16 protein-coding genes are annotated in these 17,571 nt (G+C 72.4%); 5 read left to right on the top strand and 11 right to left on the bottom strand.

Annotation, left to right across the window (positions count from 1 at the left end):
- Positions 1–108: 108 nt before the first annotated feature.
- The 6 genes from ACK4UM_RS00300 to mepA all read right to left on the bottom strand — a co-directional run bounded on the left by ACK4UM_RS00300 (position 109) and on the right by mepA (position 6,154).
- A complete protein-coding gene (locus ACK4UM_RS00300; protein WP_409793968.1) occupies positions 109–702 on the bottom strand; it encodes a transglutaminase-like cysteine peptidase in 594 nt (197 codons plus the stop codon).
- Between the two features lie 100 nt (positions 703–802).
- Positions 803–3,220, bottom strand: coding sequence for a phenylalanine--tRNA ligase subunit beta (gene pheT / locus ACK4UM_RS00295; protein ID WP_409793965.1), 2,418 nt, complete (start codon positions 3,218–3,220; stop codon positions 803–805).
- A gap of 25 nt (positions 3,221–3,245) precedes the next feature.
- Positions 3,246–3,707: a hypothetical protein gene (locus ACK4UM_RS00290; RefSeq protein WP_409793962.1), complete on the bottom strand. Its 462-nt coding sequence runs from the start codon at positions 3,705–3,707 to the stop codon at positions 3,246–3,248.
- Positions 3,704–3,979, bottom strand: coding sequence for a hypothetical protein (locus ACK4UM_RS00285; RefSeq protein WP_409793960.1), 276 nt, complete (start codon positions 3,977–3,979; stop codon positions 3,704–3,706). The genes ACK4UM_RS00290 and ACK4UM_RS00285 overlap by 4 nt, the downstream gene beginning before the upstream one ends.
- A gap of 16 nt (positions 3,980–3,995) precedes the next feature.
- Positions 3,996–5,078, bottom strand: coding sequence for a phenylalanine--tRNA ligase subunit alpha (gene pheS / locus ACK4UM_RS00280; RefSeq protein ID WP_409793957.1), 1,083 nt, complete (start codon positions 5,076–5,078; stop codon positions 3,996–3,998).
- A 152-nt stretch (positions 5,079–5,230) separates the two neighbouring features.
- Positions 5,231–6,154, bottom strand: a complete 924-nt coding sequence (mepA, locus tag ACK4UM_RS00275; RefSeq protein WP_409793954.1) for a penicillin-insensitive murein endopeptidase — start codon at positions 6,152–6,154, stop codon at positions 5,231–5,233.
- 130 nt (positions 6,155–6,284) lie between these two features.
- On the opposite strand from mepA, the gene ACK4UM_RS00270 reads away from it, so the two are divergent.
- The 3 genes from ACK4UM_RS00270 to ACK4UM_RS00260 all read left to right on the top strand — a co-directional run bounded on the left by ACK4UM_RS00270 (position 6,285) and on the right by ACK4UM_RS00260 (position 10,026).
- Positions 6,285–7,787 carry a leucyl aminopeptidase gene (locus ACK4UM_RS00270; RefSeq protein WP_409793951.1) on the top strand — a complete coding sequence of 501 codons (1,503 nt, stop codon included), beginning with the start codon at positions 6,285–6,287 and terminating at the stop codon, positions 7,785–7,787.
- A gap of 31 nt (positions 7,788–7,818) precedes the next feature.
- Positions 7,819–8,298 (top strand): DNA polymerase III subunit chi, encoded by a 480-nt coding sequence (locus ACK4UM_RS00265; protein WP_409793948.1) that lies wholly within the window; start codon positions 7,819–7,821, stop codon positions 8,296–8,298.
- Positions 8,299–8,385: 87 nt separating this feature from the next.
- The gene (locus tag ACK4UM_RS00260; protein ID WP_409793945.1) at positions 8,386–10,026 is read left to right on the top strand and encodes a phytoene desaturase family protein; all 1,641 of its coding nucleotides are present in this window, start codon (positions 8,386–8,388) and stop codon (positions 10,024–10,026) included.
- 385 nt (positions 10,027–10,411) lie between these two features.
- Here ACK4UM_RS00260 and ACK4UM_RS00255 read toward each other — a convergent pair whose 3' ends face one another.
- The 5 genes from ACK4UM_RS00255 to ACK4UM_RS00235 form a co-directional block, all read right to left on the bottom strand.
- A complete protein-coding gene (locus ACK4UM_RS00255) occupies positions 10,412–11,482 on the bottom strand; it encodes a dipeptidase (RefSeq protein ID WP_409793942.1) in 1,071 nt (356 codons plus the stop codon).
- A gap of 107 nt (positions 11,483–11,589) precedes the next feature.
- The gene (locus tag ACK4UM_RS00250; protein WP_409793939.1) at positions 11,590–12,435 is read right to left on the bottom strand and encodes a class I SAM-dependent methyltransferase; all 846 of its coding nucleotides are present in this window, start codon (positions 12,433–12,435) and stop codon (positions 11,590–11,592) included.
- A complete protein-coding gene (locus tag ACK4UM_RS00245) occupies positions 12,432–13,514 on the bottom strand; it encodes a glycosyltransferase family 4 protein (RefSeq protein WP_409793936.1) in 1,083 nt (360 codons plus the stop codon). The genes ACK4UM_RS00250 and ACK4UM_RS00245 overlap by 4 nt, the downstream gene beginning before the upstream one ends.
- Positions 13,511–13,909 (bottom strand): 6-pyruvoyl trahydropterin synthase family protein, encoded by a 399-nt coding sequence (locus ACK4UM_RS00240; protein WP_409793933.1) that lies wholly within the window; start codon positions 13,907–13,909, stop codon positions 13,511–13,513. Before ACK4UM_RS00240 ends, ACK4UM_RS00245 begins: the two co-directional genes overlap by 4 nt.
- A gap of 27 nt (positions 13,910–13,936) precedes the next feature.
- Positions 13,937–14,920: a zinc-dependent alcohol dehydrogenase gene (locus ACK4UM_RS00235; protein WP_409793930.1), complete on the bottom strand. Its 984-nt coding sequence runs from the start codon at positions 14,918–14,920 to the stop codon at positions 13,937–13,939.
- Between the two features lie 79 nt (positions 14,921–14,999).
- Between ACK4UM_RS00235 and mdoH the strand changes: the two genes are divergently transcribed.
- Together mdoH and ACK4UM_RS00225 are read left to right on the top strand one after the other, a co-directional pair.
- Positions 15,000–16,826: a glucans biosynthesis glucosyltransferase MdoH gene (gene mdoH, locus ACK4UM_RS00230; protein ID WP_409793927.1), complete on the top strand. Its 1,827-nt coding sequence runs from the start codon at positions 15,000–15,002 to the stop codon at positions 16,824–16,826.
- On the top strand, positions 16,823–17,569 hold the full coding sequence (locus ACK4UM_RS00225) for an FkbM family methyltransferase (protein WP_409793924.1): 747 nt from the start codon (positions 16,823–16,825) through the stop codon (positions 17,567–17,569). The genes mdoH and ACK4UM_RS00225 overlap by 4 nt, the downstream gene beginning before the upstream one ends.
- Positions 17,570–17,571 lie beyond the last annotated feature (2 nt).

Raw genomic sequence — 17,571 nt, 5'->3', positions numbered from 1 at the left:
GTATAGGGAGCGCCGGCCCCGGTCTCAAGGAGCGGCGCGCGCCTCAATTCTGCGCGGGCGGGGCGAAGCAGAACGAATCCGATCGTCAGTTCGAGCGCGCGCTCGCCTTCACCGGCCCGCAGGAGTGACGGCGACGGCGCTCGCGCCGCTGGTCGCGGGCGCGACGGCGACCCAGCCGCGCGGCTTGTCGGGGCGCTGCATCGTCTCGAAGACGAGGCCGGTGCGGTCGACGGGCAGGATCGCGTCGGTGAGGTTGTCGAGGACGAGATCGCCGCGATCGGTGCGCACCACGAGCACGAGATGGCGCTCGCCCCAGGCGGTTCGGGTCACCGCGAGCCGCAGCGCCGAGGCCGGCAGGCCGTGGCCCATCAGAGCATGGCGCTTGGCGACCGCGTAATCGTCGCAATCGCCGTGCGTCGCATCGAGACGCCAGACGTCGCGGCCGGGCAGATCGGCCAGCGGCAGGATCGCGCGATTGACGCCGACATTCACCGCGGCGAGGAGCGCGGTCGTGCGGGCGTCGACGGCGATCTCCTGCTCGGCCGAGGTGCGGCACTCCGCGGGCCAGGTCTCGCAGAACGCGATGAAGGCCGGCGGCGGGCGCACCGCGACGCCGGTGTCGAGCACGACCGGCTCGGCCGTCGGCAGCGCCTGCACCGCGCCGAGCGCGGCGGCGAGATTGGTCGCGAGCTGAAGCGGCATGGTTCTCTCCCCCGTCTCCAGCTCGGATCATGCCGGAGAGAGGTCGCATTCCCGTTTCGGGAATGCATCGCATTCGACGCATTCCCGAACGAGCGGGCGCTCAGCCGCGCAGCGTGGCGCCGGTCTTCTTGGCGACGTCGGCGACGATCTTGTCGGCCACCGCCTCGATCTCGGCATCCGTGAGCGTCTTCTCGCGCGGCTGCAGCGTGACCGCGACCGCGACCGACTTCCTGCCCGCCTCGATCCGCTCGCCCTCGTACACGTCGAAGACCTGCGCATCGACGACGAGCGTGCGATCGGCGCCCTGCACCGCGCGCAGGATGTCGCCCGCCGCGACGGAGCGATCGACGAGGAAGGCGAAGTCGCGGGTGAGCGGCTGGAGATCGACGCGGTCGAGCTTCGGCTTGTTCTTCGTCGGCTTCGCCTTCGGCTCGGGGAGAGCGTCGAGCACGATCTCGAAGGCGACGAGCGGGCCCTTCACGTCCATCGCCTTGAGGATCGCCGGGTGGATCTCGCCGAAATGGCCGATCACGGTCTTCGGGCCGAACTGAAGCCTGCCCGAGCGGCCCGGATGCAGGAAATCCGGTCCGCCGGCGACGACCTGGAGCCCGCCCGTCGGGATCCCGAGCGCGGAGAGGAGCGCCATCGCGTCCGCCTTGGCGTCGAACACGTCGACCGTCTGCCCGCCGCCGGCCCAGTGCCGGCCGACGCCCTCGAGCCGCGCCGAGCCGCGCCGCAGAGCGGCCGCGCGCATCGTCTGCCCCTGCGGCGTGTCGTCGGCGAAGCACTGGCCGACCTCGAACAGGGCGACGTCGGCGAAACCGCGATCGGCATTGCGCTGCGCGGCCCGCATCAGCCCCGGCAGGAGCGAGGGGCGCATGTCCGACATGTCGGAGGCGATCGGATTGGCGAGCGCGAGCGCGTCCGCGCCGCCGCCGAAGAGGAGAGCGTCCGTCTTCTCGATGAAGGACCAGGTGACCGCCTCGAGCAGCCCGCGCGCGGCGAGCGTGCGCTTGGCGAGGCGCGTGCGCTTCTGGAGCGTCGTGAGGACGGGCCGCGCGACGCCGTGGAGGCGCGGCAGCGGGGTCGCGGCGACGCGGTCGAGCCCGGCGATGCGCACGATCTCCTCGACGAGATCGGCCTTGCCCTCGATGTCGGGGCGCCAGGAGGGCGGCAGCACCTTGGCGCGCTCGCCCGTGCCGGAGACGTGGAAGCCGAGCTCGGCGAGGATCACCTTCGCCTCGGCCTGCGCGATCTCGAGCCCGGTGAGCCGCGCCACTTCCGAATAGGGGAAGTCGATCACGCGGCTCGTGTCGGGGATCTCGCCCGCGAGGATCGTCTTCGAGGGCTCCCCGCCGCACAGATCCATCACGAGCCGCGTCGCCTCCTCGAGGCCCGGCAGCGTCTCGTTGGGGTCGACGCCGCGCTCGAAGCGGTAGCGCGCATCGGTGACGATGCCGAGCCGGCGGCCGGTCTGGGCGATGTTCAAGGGGTCCCAGAGCGCGGATTCGATGAGCACGTCCGTCGTCGTCTCGTCGCAGCCCGAATGCTCCCCGCCCATGATGCCGGCGAGCGATTCGGGGCCGTTGGCATCCGCGATGACGACCATGCCGTCGTCGAGCGCGTAGCTGCGCCCGTCGAGCGCGAGAAGGCTCTCGCCGGCGCGAGCGCGCCGCACGACGAGATCGCCCGCCACCTTGGCCGCGTCGAAGACGTGGAGCGGGCGGCCGCGGTCGAAGGTGACGTAATTGGTGATGTCGACGAGCGCGTTGATCGGGCGCAGCCCGATCGCCCGCAGCCGCTTCTGCATCCAGGCGGGCGAGGGCCCGTTGCGCACGCCGCGCACGAGGCGAAGCGCGAAGGCGGGGCACAGATGCTCCTCGCCCGGCAGATCGCGCACGACGCGCACGGGGCACTCGTATTCGCCCTTCACCGCGGGGCGGGGCCGATCGCGCAGCACGCCGAGCCCGGCCGCCGCGAGATCGCGCGCGATGCCGTGGATCGAGGTGCAATCGGGGCGGTTGGGCGTGAGGTTGATCTCGATCACCGGATCGCCGAGCCCGGCATAGGCCGCGTAGGGCGCGCCGACGGGCGCGTCCGCGGGCAGATCGATGATGCCCTCGTGATCGTCCGAGATCTCGAGCTCGGCCGCCGAGCAGAGCATGCCGGCGCTCTCCACCCCGCGGATGTTGCCCACCCCGAGCGTGATGTTCTTGCCCGGGATGTAGGTGCCCGGCGGCGCGAAGACGCTCTTCATGCCCGCGCGGGCGTTCGGCGCGCCGCACACGACCTGGACCGTCTCGCCCTGCCCGAGATCGACCGTGCAGACCCGCAGCCGATCGGCATTGGGATGCTGCACCGCCTCGCGCACGAAGGCGACGCGATAGGGCGCGAGCTTCTGGCCCGGATCCTCGACGGCCTCTACCTCGAGCCCGATGCGGGTGAGGGTCTCGACGATCTCGGGCAGCGTCGCGGAGGTCTCGAGATGCTCTGCGAGCCAGGAGAGGGTGAGTTTCATCGGGATGGTCCAATCATGATCGGCGTCATGGCCGTGCCTTGAATACGAGGCGCGCCGCGAGGTCGAGGCGCAGATCTGTGGGCACGCCCTCTAGGGCACGGACCCCGTCCTCGGCGTCGACGATCGCAGCGACCGCTTCCGCAGGCGTGAAGGCGGCACGGGGATCGTAATCTGCCAAATGCCGCAGTTCCTGCAGACCGACGAAGGCGTCGGCGAACTCTCCGATCCCCGCATGAAGGGCCCGCACGTCGCGACGTATGAGGATGTCCCTCGCGAATCCATGCTGGAGCGCGCGGTAGGTCAACGACCAGCTCTCGGACCTGTTGCGGCTGCGGCCGACGAGCGCGTTGGCCACGAGGAGTGCGGCCGCATGGAAGGTCGCGTAATAGGCCGTGCTCACCGCACGTTTGAGATGCGCCTGTTTCAAGCGCCCGCGCCGCCGCCGCACGAGATCGCGCGCGGTCGCGATCAGATCTTGCGGGGTCATGGACGGGGCTCCGGATCGGGGATCAGGTGACGAATATACGGGTAGCGTTCCTCGCCCCGGCTCTCCAGCGCGTCCCGCACAGCGAGCGAGGCATGGATGCGCGCCTTGCCGGCTTCTTCCGGATCTGTCGGACGATAGCGTGCGGAGATGAAGATCGCCGGATTGCCGCCGTGATCGCGTCCGGACGCGACCTCGGCCGCCTCGAATCCGAACGGCTCGAGGTGACGCCGAAGGATCGGCTCGACGACGCCCCTGATCTCCTCCTCCGTCATCGCGACCTCCCGCTCCTCACCCGCTCAGGCCGCCCGCCAGCGTCGGCACCTCGAGCGCGCGGAAACCGTAATGCTCGATCCAACGCTTGTCGGCCTCGAACATGTCGCGCAGGTCCGGGATGCCGTATTTGAGCATGGCGATGCGGTCGATGCCCATGCCCCAGGCGAAGCCCTGGTATTCGTCCGGATCGAGCCCGCAATTGCGCAGCACGTTCGGGTGCACCATGCCGCAGCCGAGGATCTCCATCCAGTCCGTGCCCTGGCCGAAGCGGACCTGTCCGCCGGAGCGGTCGCACTGGATGTCGACCTCCATCGAGGGCTCGGTGAAGGGAAAGAAGGACGGCCGGAAGCGCATCTTCACGTCGTCGATCTCGAAGAAGGCCTTGCAGAATTCCTGCAGGATCCACTTGAGATGCCCCAGATGGGCGCCCTTCTCGACGACGAGCCCCTCGACCTGATGGAACATCGGCGTGTGGGTCTGGTCGGAATCGTGGCGATAGGTCCGCCCGGGGATGATCACCCGGATCGGGGGGGCGACGCTCTCCATGGTGCGGATCTGCACCGGCGAGGTGTGGGTGCGCAGCACCTTGCGCTCGCCCGCCGCGTCGGCGCGCATGAAGAAGGTGTCGTGCATCTCCCGCGCCGGATGGCCGACGGGGAAGTTGAGCGCCGTGAAGTTGTAGTAGTCCGTCTCGATGTCGGGACCTTCCGCCACCGAGAAGCCCATGTCGGCGAAGATCGCGGTCAGCTCGTCGAAGACTTGGCTGATCGGGTGGACGCGCCCGCGCGATTCGGGGCTCTCGCGGACGGGGAGCGTGACGTCGACGCGCTCGGAGGCGAGGCGCGCGTCGAGCGCGGCGGCCTCGAGCCGCTCCTTGCGGGCGCCGATCGCGGCGGCGACCGTGTCGCGCAGCCCGTTGATCGCCGGGCCCATCGTCTTGCGCTCCTCGGGGCTCATCGCGCCGAGGCTCTTCAGCTTCTCGGAGACGATCCCCTTCTTGCCGAGCGCGAAGACGCGCACGGTCTCGAGCTCGGTCTCGTCCGCCGCGGCCTCGACCTTGGCGAGAAGGTCGCGTTCGAGTTCGTTCAGGTCGCTCATCTCGGCCTCGCTGTTGCGCCGGGGAGATCAAGCGCGCGACGCCTCGATGGTCAAGGGGAAAGCGCGTTTCCGCGTGCGATCCTCGAGCATCATCCCACCAGGTGGATGCCGGTTGGTGGACAAGACGATGCTCGAAACGAAGATTTAGAGGCTCATTGCGCGACGAGAACGCGCCGGCAGGCCTCCGGCAGGTCGGCGAGCGTCGTCTCGCGGGGCGGCGTGGACGGGCGGCTCGGCGTGCGGGCCTCTCGCGAGAACCACCAATCGAGGCTCGCGTCGCAGCCCTCGCCCGGCGGGACGGGGGTCTGCGGCTCGCAGCCGCTCTCGCCGGGCGGGCAGGCGAGGCGGATGTGGAAATGGTAATCGTGCCCCCACATCGGCCGGATCTTGCCGAGCCAGGTGCGGTCGCCCCGCACGTCGCGGCACAGAGCCCGCTTGATCGCCGGGTTGACGAAGATGCGCTCGACCTCCCCCGCCCGCGAGGCGAGCTCGAGGAGGCGGACATGGGCCTGCGTCCAGACGCGCGGATCGACGTCGGTCCCGCTCGCCGCCACGACGCTCTGCGCCATCATCGTCTCGCGTGCCGCGCGATCGACCCCGCCCGTCGGCATCGGCATCAGCCAGACGTCCGCATCGAGGCCGATCTGGTGGGAGGCATGGCCCCACATCATCGGCCCGCCGCGGGGTTGGGAAATGTCGCCGACGAGGAGCCCGGGCCAGCCCGTGACCGCCACCGCGCGCTCGGCGAAGCGCTCCAGGAACGAGACGAGCGCGGGATGCCCGAAATTGCGGCCGCGCGAGACGCGCATGACCTGCCAGGCCGGCCCGTCGACGGGCAGCGCCACCGCCCCCGCGAGGCAGCCGCGCGCATAGGAGCCGAGCGCGCGCGCCGCGAGCGGCGCCGGCGCGAGCGCCCGCCCGAACAGCTCCTTTGCCGCGAGAGTCGGATCGGCAGGGTTCGCGAGCGGCGGGAGCGGCCTCGGATCGAGCGTGCCGGGCGTCTGCGCGCCCGCGCCGCTGAAGGGAGCGAGGAGGAGGAGGAGGACGACGAGGACGGCCAGCGCGCGCAGGATCATGAGAGAAGGGTCGGCGAGGATGGTTGACGGATCGTGAACGCGCCATCGGGCTTGCTCCCGCGCACGCGACGCTTAAGTTGAGGGCGATGCGCGCCGAAATCCGAGCCGGGCGCGCGCGTACGAGGTACCTATGGCCGACGCCCTCAAGATCGAGTTCACCGCCCCCACCCTCCCCGAATCAGGAGACCTCGTCGTTCTCGTCTCCGACGCGCTCGCGCTCGGCGCGACGGCGCGCGAGCTTCTCGGCGACGGCGCGGGGCTGATCGCGCGCGCGGCGAAGGCGGAGCGCTTCAAGGGCAAGGCCAAGTCGACGCTGACGATCGCCGCCCCCGCGGGCCTGTCCGCCGATCGGCTGATCGTCGTCGGCCTCGGCGGGGAGAAGGACCGCGCGGGCCTCGACCTCGTCGCGCTCGGCGCGGTGATCCAGGGCAAGATCGCGGGGCGCGAGGCGACGCTGATCGCCGACGCGCCCGACCTCGCCCTCGACGCGGAGGCGATCGCCGAGATCACGCTCGGCGCCCGCCTGCGCGCCTACAAGTTCGACCGCTACAAGTCGAAGGCGGGCAAGAAGGGCGGCGACGACGAGGAGGAGAAGGGCGGCGGGCGTCTCGCGATCGCCTGCGCCGACGCGTCCGCCGCCAAGAAGGCCGCCAAGACGCGCGAGAGCCTCGCCGCCGGCGTCAATCTCTGCCGCGACCTCGTCAACGAGCCGGCGAACGCGCTCGGCCCGGTCGAGTTCGCGGAGGCCGCGCGCGATCTCGAGAAGCTCGGCGTCGAGGTGACGATCCTCGAGGAGAAGCAGCTCGCCAAGATCGGCATGCGCGCGCTGCTCGGCGTCGCCCAGGGCTCCGAGCGGCCGGCGCGGGTCGCGGTGATGCACTGGCAGGGCGGCGCGAAGAAGGACAAGCCGCTCGCGCTCGTCGGCAAGGGCGTCGTCTTCGACACCGGCGGCATCTCGATCAAGCCCGCCGCCAGCATGGAGGACATGAAGGGCGACATGGCGGGCGCCGCCTGCGTCGTCGGCGCCATGCACGCGCTCGCCGCCCGCAAGGCCAAGGCGAACGTGGTGGGCATCATCGGCCTCGTCGAGAACATGCCCGACGGCCGCGCCCAGCGCCCCGGCGACATCGTCGAGACGCTCTCGGGGCAGACGGTCGAGATCATCAACACCGACGCCGAGGGCCGCCTCGTGCTCGCCGACCTCCTCACCTACGTGCGGCGCGAGCACGAGCCGCACGCGGTGATCGATTTCGCGACGCTGACGGGGGCGATCATCGTCGCGCTCGGCCAGGAATATGCGGGCCTGTTCTGCAACGACGACGCGCTCGCGGGCAAGCTCCTGGCGGCCGGCGAGGCGTCGGGCGACAAGCTCTGGCGGATGCCGCTCGGGCCGGCCTACGACAAGCAGATCGATTCGAAATTCGCCGACATGAAGAATACCGGCGGGCGCAACGGCGGCGCGATCACCGCGGCGCAATTCCTCAAGCGCTTCGTCGAGGACACGCCGTGGGCGCATGTCGACCTCGCCGGCACCGCGATGGCGGCGCCGCAGACGGACGTGAACAAGTCCTGGGGCTCGGGCTACGGCGTGCGCCTCGTCGACCGCCTCGTCCGCGACGCCTACGAGGGATGAGCGCGCCCGGCGGGCGCGGGGAGGGCCCCGTTTGAGCGAGGTCCGCTTCTACCAGCTCCAGCGCGCGACGCTCGCCGAGGCGCTCCCCCGCCTCGTCGAGAAGGCGCGCGCGGCCGGCATGCGGGTCGTGGTCGAGACCGCGACGCCCGAGCGCCGCGACGCGCTCGACACGCTCCTGTGGACCTACGACGAGGAGAGCTTCCTCCCCCACGTCACCGATCGCGACCCGGAGGCGGGCGAGGCCGAGATCGTGATCGCGGCGGCCCCGCAGCCGCCGCCGCGCCCGGGCCGGCCGGAGGCGCTCTTCCTCGTCGACGGCGCCCCGCTGCCGGCCGATCCGAGCGCCTTCGCGCGCGTCCTCCTCGTCTTCGATGGCGCCGATCCGGAGGCGACGCAGACCGCCCGCGAGCGCTGGCGCGCCGTCGTCGCCGCCGGCCTCGAGGCGTCCTATTGGGCGCAGGACGAGGAGGGGCGCTGGGTGGAGAAGGCGAAGAGCGCGGCGCGGGGCTGAGGCCGCGCGCCCGCGCGTCCTTCACGCCCCCGCCCGGATCGGCTATGCCTCGCCGATGCGTCTCGCGTCTCGTCCGGACCCTCTGCCATGACCGATGTCCTCGTCGTCGGCGGCGGCCATAACGGCCTCGTCTGCGCCCACCATCTCGCCTCGGCGGGTCTGTCCGTGCGCGTGCTCGAGCGGCGCGCGGTCGTCGGCGGGGCGGCGGTGACGGAGGAATTCCACCCCGGCTTCCGCAATTCGGTCGCGTCCTACACGGTCTCGCTCCTCGATCCGGGGGTGATCCGGGCGATGGACCTGCCGCGGCACGGGCTGCGGATCGTCGAGCGGCGCATGCAGAACTTCCTGCCGCTCCCCGACGGGCGCGCGCTGGAAGCCGGCCCCGGCCGCACCCGCGCGTCGCTCGCCCGCTTCTCGACCCGCGACGTCGAGGCGCTCGACGCCTACGAGGCGCGCCTCGACGCGGTGGTGGATCTCCTGCGCGTCCTCGTCGGGCGGACGCCGCCGAACGTCACCGAAGGCGGCCTCCTCGCCGCGCTCCCGCAGCTCTGGCGCGCGGGCGCGCTCGGGCGGCAGGTCGCGGGCCTGCCGATGGAGACCCGCCGCGAGCTCCTCGAGATCTTCACCGCCTCGGCCGCGGATTATCTCGACCGCTTCTTCGAGAGCGAGCCGATCAAGGCCCTGTTCGGCTTCGACGCCGTCGTCGGCAATTTCGCGAGCCCCTACCATCCCGGCACGGCCTACGTCCTCGCGCATCATTGCTTCGGCGAGGTCAACGGCAAGAAGGGCGTCTGGGGGCACGCGATCGGCGGCATGGGCGCGATCACGCAGGCGATGCGCGCGGCCTGTCTCGAGGCGGGCGTCGCGATCGAGACCGGGGCCGGCGTGCGCGAGATCCTGGTCGAGAAGGGGCGCGCGGTCGGAGCCGTGACGGAGGACGGGCGGGTCCACCGCGCGGGGCGCGTCGCGGCGAGCGTCAACCCCAAACTCCTGTTCGAGCGGCTCGTCGATCCGGCGGTGCTCCCGGCCGATTTCCGCGAGCGCATCCGCCGCTACAAATGCGGCTCGGGCACCTTCCGGATGAACGTGGCGCTCTCGGAGCTGCCGAGCTTTACCGCCCGGCCCGGTCGCGAGGCGGCCGACCACCACACGGCGGGCATCGTGATCGCCCCCTCCCTCGCCTATATGGACCGCGCTCATGCGGATGCCCGCGCCCATGGCTGGTCGCGCGCGCCGATCGTCGAGATGCTGATCCCCTCGACGCTCGACGACAGTCTCGCGCCGGAGGGCGCGCACGTGGCGAGCCTGTTCTGCCAGCACGTCCTGCCCGAACTCCCGGCCGATTTCCCCGGCGGCGCCTCCTGGGACGCGCACGAGGAGACAGTCGCGGATCTGATGATCGCCACCGTCGACGCGCATGCGCCCGGCTTCGCCGCCTCGGTGATCGCCCGCCAGGTGCTCTCGCCAGCCGGGCTCGAGCGGGAATTCGGGCTTATCGGCGGCGACATCTTCCACGGCGCGCTCTCGCTCGGGCAGATCTTCTCCGCCCGCCCGGTGCTCGGCCACGCCGACCACCGCTCGCCCCTCCCCGGCCTCTACATGTGCGGTTCGGGAACCCACCCCGGCGGCGGCGTCACCGGCCTCCCCGGCCGCAACGCCGCCCGCGAGATCCTGCGCGACGCAAAGCGGCGAGAACCCCTCTCCCGAAAGGGAGAGGGGCAGGGGTGAGGGAATACGGGATCCGATGCGGGCTCCACGGGTCGCGCGCCGCGCGTGACCGGGAGCCTCGACGTCGAACCGTCCGCCGCCGCTCTCCTTCCCCTCAGGGGAAGGTGGCCCGGCGGCGATGCCGACGGGTCGGATGGGGTTTTTCGCCGCGCAAGCGGCGAAGGGGCGTCGTCGTAGACCGCCGTACGTAAGGAGAAGCCCGACGCCCCTTCGACCCTTCGGTTCGAAAGACCCCATCCGTCTCCGACCCCTGTTCGGGGTCGGAGCCACCTTCCCCTGAGGGGAAGGAGAGCGACCGCACCGATCGGCAGCACCGTTTTGGCCAAACGCATGCAGGGACCACGATGCGTGCGCGCCGTAGCCCCTTCGGGAGAGGGGAGTATGATCACCCTCCGAGCGTCACCCGCAGCACCCTCAGCCAGTTGCGGTATCCGATCCGCTCGAGCGCATCGCGGTCGTAGCCGCGGGCGGAGAGGGCCTCGAACAGGCGCTGGAGGCCCGAGGCGTCGCCGATCGCGTCGGGGATGGTGGCGCCGTCGAAATCCGAGCCGAGCGCGACGCCGTCGATGCCGAGCCGGTCCACGAGATAGCCGATCTGATCGACCATCATCGAGAGCGGCGTGTCGGGCTCGCGCCGGCCGTCCGGACGGATGAAGGAGGTCGCGAAATTGAGCCCCACCACGCCCCCGCTCGCGCGGATCGCGTCGAGCTGGCGGTCGGTGAGGTTGCGCGCGTGCGGGCAGAGCGCGTGCGCGTTCGAATGGGTCGCGACGAGCGGGGCGTCCGAGATGCGGGCGACGTCCTGAAAACCCTTCTCGTTGAGATGCGAGCAATCGACGAGGATGCCGAGCCGGTTGCAGGCGCGCACGAGCCGCTTGCCGTGCTCGGTCAGCCCGCCGCCGATATCGGGGCCGGAGGGATAGCGGAAGGGCACGCCCTCGCCGAAGATCGTCGGGCGGCTCCAGACGGGGCCGAGCGAGCGCAGCCCCGCCGCGTGGAAGACCTCGAGCGCGTGGAGATCGGGGTCGATCGCCTCCGCGCCCTCCATGTGGGGCAGGGCCGCGAGCGCGCCGTCCTCCATCGCGGCCTCGATCTCGGCGACCGAGCCGACGAGCCGGACCGCCCCGCGCGAGATCCGCCCGAGCCGGATCAGGATCGCCATCATGGCGAGCGCGGTGCGCGTCGCGTAGGCCGGATCGAGCGGGGCGGGCAGCGGCACGTCGTAGGCGGGAAGGCTCATCAGCGCGTCGATCTCGGCGCCGTCGACGGCCTCGTCCGGCACGTAGATCGCGAAGAAGCCGCCGACCATCCGGCCCGCGCGCGCCCGCTCCAGATCGAGATGACACGCGGGCTCGCCCTCGACGAAGGCCGCCTCGGACCCGCAACCGGCGCGCAGGAGACGCAGCAGCGCGTCGTTGTGGCCATCGAAGACGGGTATGGGGGAGAAGCTCATCACGACGCTCGAGCGGGTGCCAAGTCGGCGCGGAAGGTGGCACGCGAGCGCCGGCCTGGCAAGAAGCGGGACGAGAAGGTGCACGAGAAGCGTGGGCGCGCGCGCCCCGCTCACCCCTCCGGGACGGCCAGGAGATCGACATGCCCGATCGACGCCGCCCGCGCGCTCTCGCGCGCCGCGCGCCAATCCGCCCGCACGGCCTCCGGCAGGCGCCCGGCGAGCGCCTGCGCCTGACCCTGCGCCAGGGCCCGGATCAGGTCGGAATCGTCGCCCGCGGCGAGCCGCCAGGGGCTGTCCGCCTCTTGCGTGCGATAGCCGCGCGCGGCGAGGAGGCGGGCGAGGACCGCGCTCGCGTCTGGGCCCGCGGAGGGGCCGAATCCCTTGTCGGTGCGCTGGTCGGCGAGGAAGGCGGCGAGCGCGTCCGCGTCCGCCGGATGGGGCGGCGTCCAGGTCTCGCGCCCGTCGTAGGTGAGCGCCGTGTAGAACAGCGCCCCGTGCGCGGCGACCGCATCCGCGAGGCGCGCGAGAAAGGTCTCCGAGCACAGGTCGAACAGAGCGGCGGCGGTGACGAGGTCCGGGCGCGGGCCGAGCGCGGCCTCGAGCCCCGCGACGAGATCGGCCTCGTGGAAGGACACCGCGAGCGTCGCCGCGCCGTGCCGCAACACGAGCGACCCGTCCGCCCTCTCCTCCCCCGTCTCGGCCCAGGCGAGGAGCCGCTCGCGGGCGGCGGCGAGCAGCGCCGGATCGTGGTCGACGAGGCGCCAGGACTGCCGAGGCGGCAGGCGGGGCGCGAGCGCGCGCAGGTTCGAGCCGAGCCCGCAGCCGAGATCGACGATCGCGAGCGGCGCGGGCCGGGTCGCGAGCGCCTCGGCGAGGCGGGCCACGAGGCCCGCGTCGCGCGCGCGATGGTCCGCGCCCTCGCGCAGATCGAGCCAATCGGGGGAGAATCCGCTCATCTCGAGGCTCCGGAGGGCGCGCCGAGGCTCTCGCGCAGAGCCTGGGCGACGATGCGCGTGGTATCGTCGAAGGTCGGCAGGCGCGCGCCCGCCGCGAAGGACGCGTCGGCGAGCCGCGCGCGCAGGGCCGCGTCGTCGATGGCGCGGGCGAGCGCGTCGGAAAGCGCGGCGACATCGCCGGGCGGCACCTTCAGGGCGGCCTCGTCGGGCACCGTCTCGTGGGCGGCCCCGCCCGTCGAGGCGACGATCGGCAGCCCCCGCGCCAGCGCCTCCGCGAGCGCCATGCCGTAGCCCTCGTAGAGCGAGGACGACACGAACAGGTCGGCCCCTGCGAGCGCCGCGTCGCGGGCGACGGGCTCCAGCGTGCCGGTGACGATCACCCGGTCGGCGAGGCCCGCCTCGGCGATCCTCTCGCGCAGGGCCGCGACGCAGGCATCGTCCCGGTCGATCGGCCCGGCGATGGTGAGGATGAAGGAGCGGTCCGCGAGCGGCGCGAGCGCCTCGACGAGGAGGTCGAAGCCCTTGCGCAGCGTCACGGCGCCGAGCGCGAGGATCTGCAGCGGCCCGCCGTTCTCCGAACCCGTCGCCCGCGGCGCCGGGTCGGTGCCGGGCAAGGCGACGTGGACGCGGTCGGCGGGGATGCCGAAATCGTCGACGATCACCCGCGCCGTCGTCGGGCTCGCCGCGACGATGCGCGTCGCCCGCGCGAGCGCCGCCGCCTCCATCGCGAGGAGATCGCGCGCGCGCTCGGGCGCGAGACCGGCCTCCAGCCCGAGCGGGTGGTGGACGAGGGCGACGAGCGGGCGCGCGAGCTTTTCGAGCGCCGGCGCCGGCAGGACGCCGTAGGCGAGCCCGTCGACGAGGAGCGCGTCGGAGGCCTCGATCGCCGCGAGCCGCGCGATCGCCTCGGCGACGTCGCCCGCCTCCGGCGCGGGAAAGGACGCCGGCAGCGAGAGCGGGCGGGCCTCGACGCCGTGACACCCGAGCCGCGCGAGCACCGCCCGGCAATAGGCGTAGCCGCCGGTCGGCGTGTCGAGGTCTCCGGGGAAGGCGAGAACGGCGCGCAGCGGAGCGCTCACAGCGCGCTCTCGTACCAGGCGCGCGCGACGTGGCTCTCCGAGATCGTCACCTTGATGCGCACGATCCCCTCGCCGCCCGGCCCGAGCCGTCCCGTCCGAGCGGCGTCGGCCATCGCGTCGAAGACGTGCTTGCAGAGGAATTCGGTCGTCGTGTTGAGCCCCGAGAATTGCGGCAGCTCGTCGAGGTTCTGGTAATTGAGCGGCGCGAGCGTCGCCTTCAGCGCCTCGTGCGCGCGGCCGATGTCGACGACGACGCCGTCGGGCGACAGATCCTCGCGGAAGAAGGCGACGTCGATGACGAAGGTCGCCCCGTGCAGCTTCTGGGCGGGACCGAACAGGTCTCCTCGGAACGAATGGGCGATCATCACGTGATCGCGGACCTCGACGGCGTACATCGGCTTTCCTCTTCTTCGGGTGTCGTGTCAGTGATCTCGGCCGCGATAGCGGATGGCGGTGGCGAGGCCGGGCGCGTCCGCGGCGAGGAGGCGCGGCAGGGTCTCGGGGAGGCTCTCGAAGGGCACCTCTTCCGTGATCAGCGCGTCGAGGAGCGGATCGGCTAGCAAGGCGAGCGCGGTCGCGAGCCGGCGCCCGGTCGTCCAGCGCGCGCGGCGCATGGGCGGCACCCGGCCGACCTGGCTCGAGACGAGGGTGAGGCGGCCCGCGTGGAATTGGGCGCCGAGCCCGATTTCGACCGGCCGCTCGCCGTACCAGGACAATTCCACGACCCGCGCCTCGTCGCCCGCACAGGCGAGCGCGCAGGAGAGGCCCGCCGCGGTGGCGGAGGCGTGGAAGACGACGTCCGCGTCGCCCGGCGCGTCGAGCGGTTTCGAAAAGCCGCAGCCGAGCGCGTCCGCGATCGCGCGGCGCTCGGGCACGACGTCGACGAGGGTCGTCCGCGTGCCGGGGATGCGCGCGCAAAGATACGCCATGAGCGCGCCCACCATGCCCGCCCCGATCACCACCACCCGGTCTCCGGGCGCGACGCCGCCGTCCCAGACCGCGTTGAGCGCCGTCTCCATGTTGGCCGCGAGCACGGCGCGGCGCGCCGGCACGTCGTCGGGCACGGGTTGCAGGAGGGAGAGGGGAGCGTCGAACAGGTCCTGATGGGGCGCGAGCGCGAAGACGTTGCGGCCGAGGAGCGCGACCGGCCCCTCGCGCACGATGCCCACCGCGCTGTAGCCGTATTTCACGGGGAACGGGAAATCGCCCTCCTGGAGCGGCGCGCGCATGCGCTCGCGCTCGGAGGCCGGCACGCGGCCCTCGAACACGAGACGCTCCGTGCCGCGGCTGAGACCCGTCCACAGCGTCTCGATCCGCGCCGCATCGTCGCGGCGGGGCGGAAGCGGCGCGCGCCGCAGGTCCACTTTGCCCCGTGCCGCGTACCAGAGAGAGCGTGCTTCGTGCATGGGGCGCGTCCGATCCTCGTCGTCCTCGTCGGCGCCTGACGCCGTCGCAATCTGAAGAAACGCCGCAAGCGGAGGAAGGATGAACGATCTCGTGCGACCGACCGGCCTCCGCGAGGCGACGCCGCTCGCTTCTTCCCATACGGATGCGCGCCCCGTCCAGATGACCGGCGCGACGGCGCGGACGTGGCGCCGCCGCCGCCTCCTCGTCGCGGGCCTCGTCGGGACCGGCACCCTCGCGCTCGTCGGCGGGGCGGGCGCGATCCTCGCGGCGGACGGTCTCTCCCTCGTCGATCTCGCCTTCCTCCTCGCCTTCGCAATCTGCGCGCCCTGGACGGTGCTCGGCCTCGTCAACGCCGCGATCGGCTTTGCGATCGCACGGCTCTCGCCCGATCCGATCGCCGCCGTGGCCCCCTTCGCGGCGGCGGGGGACACGGACGCGCCGATCGTCGCGGCGACCGCGATCGTGATGACCGTTCGCAACGAGGACCCCGCCCGCGCGCTCGCCCGTCTCGCGATCGTGCGCGAGGGCCTGGAGGAGACCGGCGCCGGCGACGCCTTCGCCTATTTCGTCCTCTCCGACACGAGCGATCCCGCCATCGCCGACGAGGAGGAGGCCGCGATCGCCGCATGGAAGGCGCAGGCCGGGGCGGGGGCCGAGCGCATCCATTATCGCCGCCGCGCGCGCAACACCGGCTACAAGGCCGGCAACATCCGCGATTTCCTCGAGCGGCAGGGGCGCGATTACGAGCTCATGCTCACGCTCGATGCCGACAGCCTGATGAGCGCGGACGCGATCCTGCGCATGGTCCGCATCGTGCAGGCGAACCCGCGCATCGGCATCCTGCAGAGCCTCGTCGTGGGAGCGCCGTCGACAAGCGCCTTCGCGCGCATCTTCCAGTTCGGCATGCGCCACGGGATGCGGCCCTACACGCTCGGCTCGGCCTGGTGGACGGGGGATTGCGGACCCTATTGGGGGCACAATGCCGTCGTGCGCATCGCCCCCTTCCGACGCCATTGCCGGCTGCCGACCTTGCGCGGGGCGCCGCCGCTCGGCGGCCCGGTCCTCTCGCACGATCAGGTCGAGGCCGTCCTGATGCGGCGCGCGGGCTGGGAGGTGCGCGTGCTGCCGCGCGAGGGCGGCTCGTGGGAGGAAAACCCGCCGACGCTCCTCGATTTCTCGAAGCGCGACCTGCGCTGGTGTCAGGGCAACCTGCAATATCTCAAGCTCGTCGGCCTCTCCGGCCTCGTGCCGACGAGCCGGGTGCAGCTCGTGACCGCGATCGCGATGTTCGCCGCGGTGCCGGCGATGACGCTCGTCCTCGCGCTCGCGCCCGTCATCGCGGCGACGACGGACCCGGCCGCCTTCCCCGTGGCGGCGGCGATCGCCTTCTATCTCGCCTTCCTCGCCCTCTCGACCGCGCCGCGCGTGATCGGCTTCCTCGATCTCGCGCTCACGAAGGGCGGCGTCGCGGCCTATGGGGGCGCGGGGCGCTTCGCGGCGGGGGCGGCGATCGAGCTCGTCTTCTCGGCGATCCTCGGCGCCGTGGCCTCGATGCGGCTCACCTTGTTCATGCTGGGGCTCGCGCTCGGGCGCGGCACGGGCTGGACCGGGCAGGCGCGCGACGCCCATCGCGTCTCCTGGGGCGAGGCGTTGCGCTTCGGCTGGCCCGCGACCGCCTTCGGCGTCGGCATCCTCGCCGTCGTCGCGGCGACGATCCCGGCCGCGCTGCCGGTGGCGCTCCTGTTCTGCGCCGGCTATCTTCTCGCGGTGCCGTTCGCCGTGATCACCGCCGATCCACGCCTGGGAGCGCTCTTCGCGCGCGCTGGCCTGTGCGCGATCCCCGAGGAGCGGGAGATGCCGCGTGCGCTCGCGGCGCTCGCCGCGCGGGAGGGCTCCCTGCGATGAAGCCGAACGCGCGCGCCATCGGGCGCTCCCTGCGCCTCTATCACGGCGATCCCGCGCGGCGGGCGGCGCTCGATGCGCTCTACCGGCGTTTCGTCCGCCCCGGCGATCTCGCCTTCGATATCGGCGCCCATGTCGGGGACCGCACCGCGAGCTTCCGCCGGCTCGGCGCGCGCGTCGTCGCGCTCGAGCCGCAGCCCGCCGCGATGCGCGCCTTGCGCCTGATCCACGGGCGCGACGCGGACGTGGCGCTCGTGCAGGCGGCCGCGGGGGGAGCGATCGGCACGGTGCGGCTTGCGGTCAACACGGCGAACCCCACCGTCACGACCGCCTCGAGCGCCTTCGTCGCCGCGGCGGCGGGCGCGCGCGGCTGGGAGGGGCAGGCCTGGGACCGGGAGATCGAGGTGCCGATGACGACGCTCGACGCGCTGATCGCCGCGCACGGCTCCCCGTCTTTCGTCAAGATCGACGTGGAGGGCTTCGAGGACGAGGTGCTCGCCGGCCTCACGCAGCCGGTGCCGGCGCTCTCCTTCGAGTTCACGACGATCGCGCGCGACGTCGCGCAGCGCGCCCTCCTGCGGCTCGCCGCGCGCGCGCCCTACCGCTTCGCCCTCTCGCTCGGCGAGACGGCCGCCCTCGCCGACGAGACGGTTCCCGCCGCGCGCATGGCCGACATCCTCGACGCGCTCCCCCACGAGGCGAATTCGGGGGACGTGTACGCGGTGCTGGAGGCCGGGAGGTCGTAGCC

Source organism: Salinarimonas sp., assembly GCF_046292825.1.
Taxonomy (GTDB): Bacteria; Pseudomonadota; Alphaproteobacteria; order Rhizobiales; family Beijerinckiaceae; genus Salinarimonas.
This window is presented reverse-complemented; position numbering and strand designations above follow the sequence as displayed.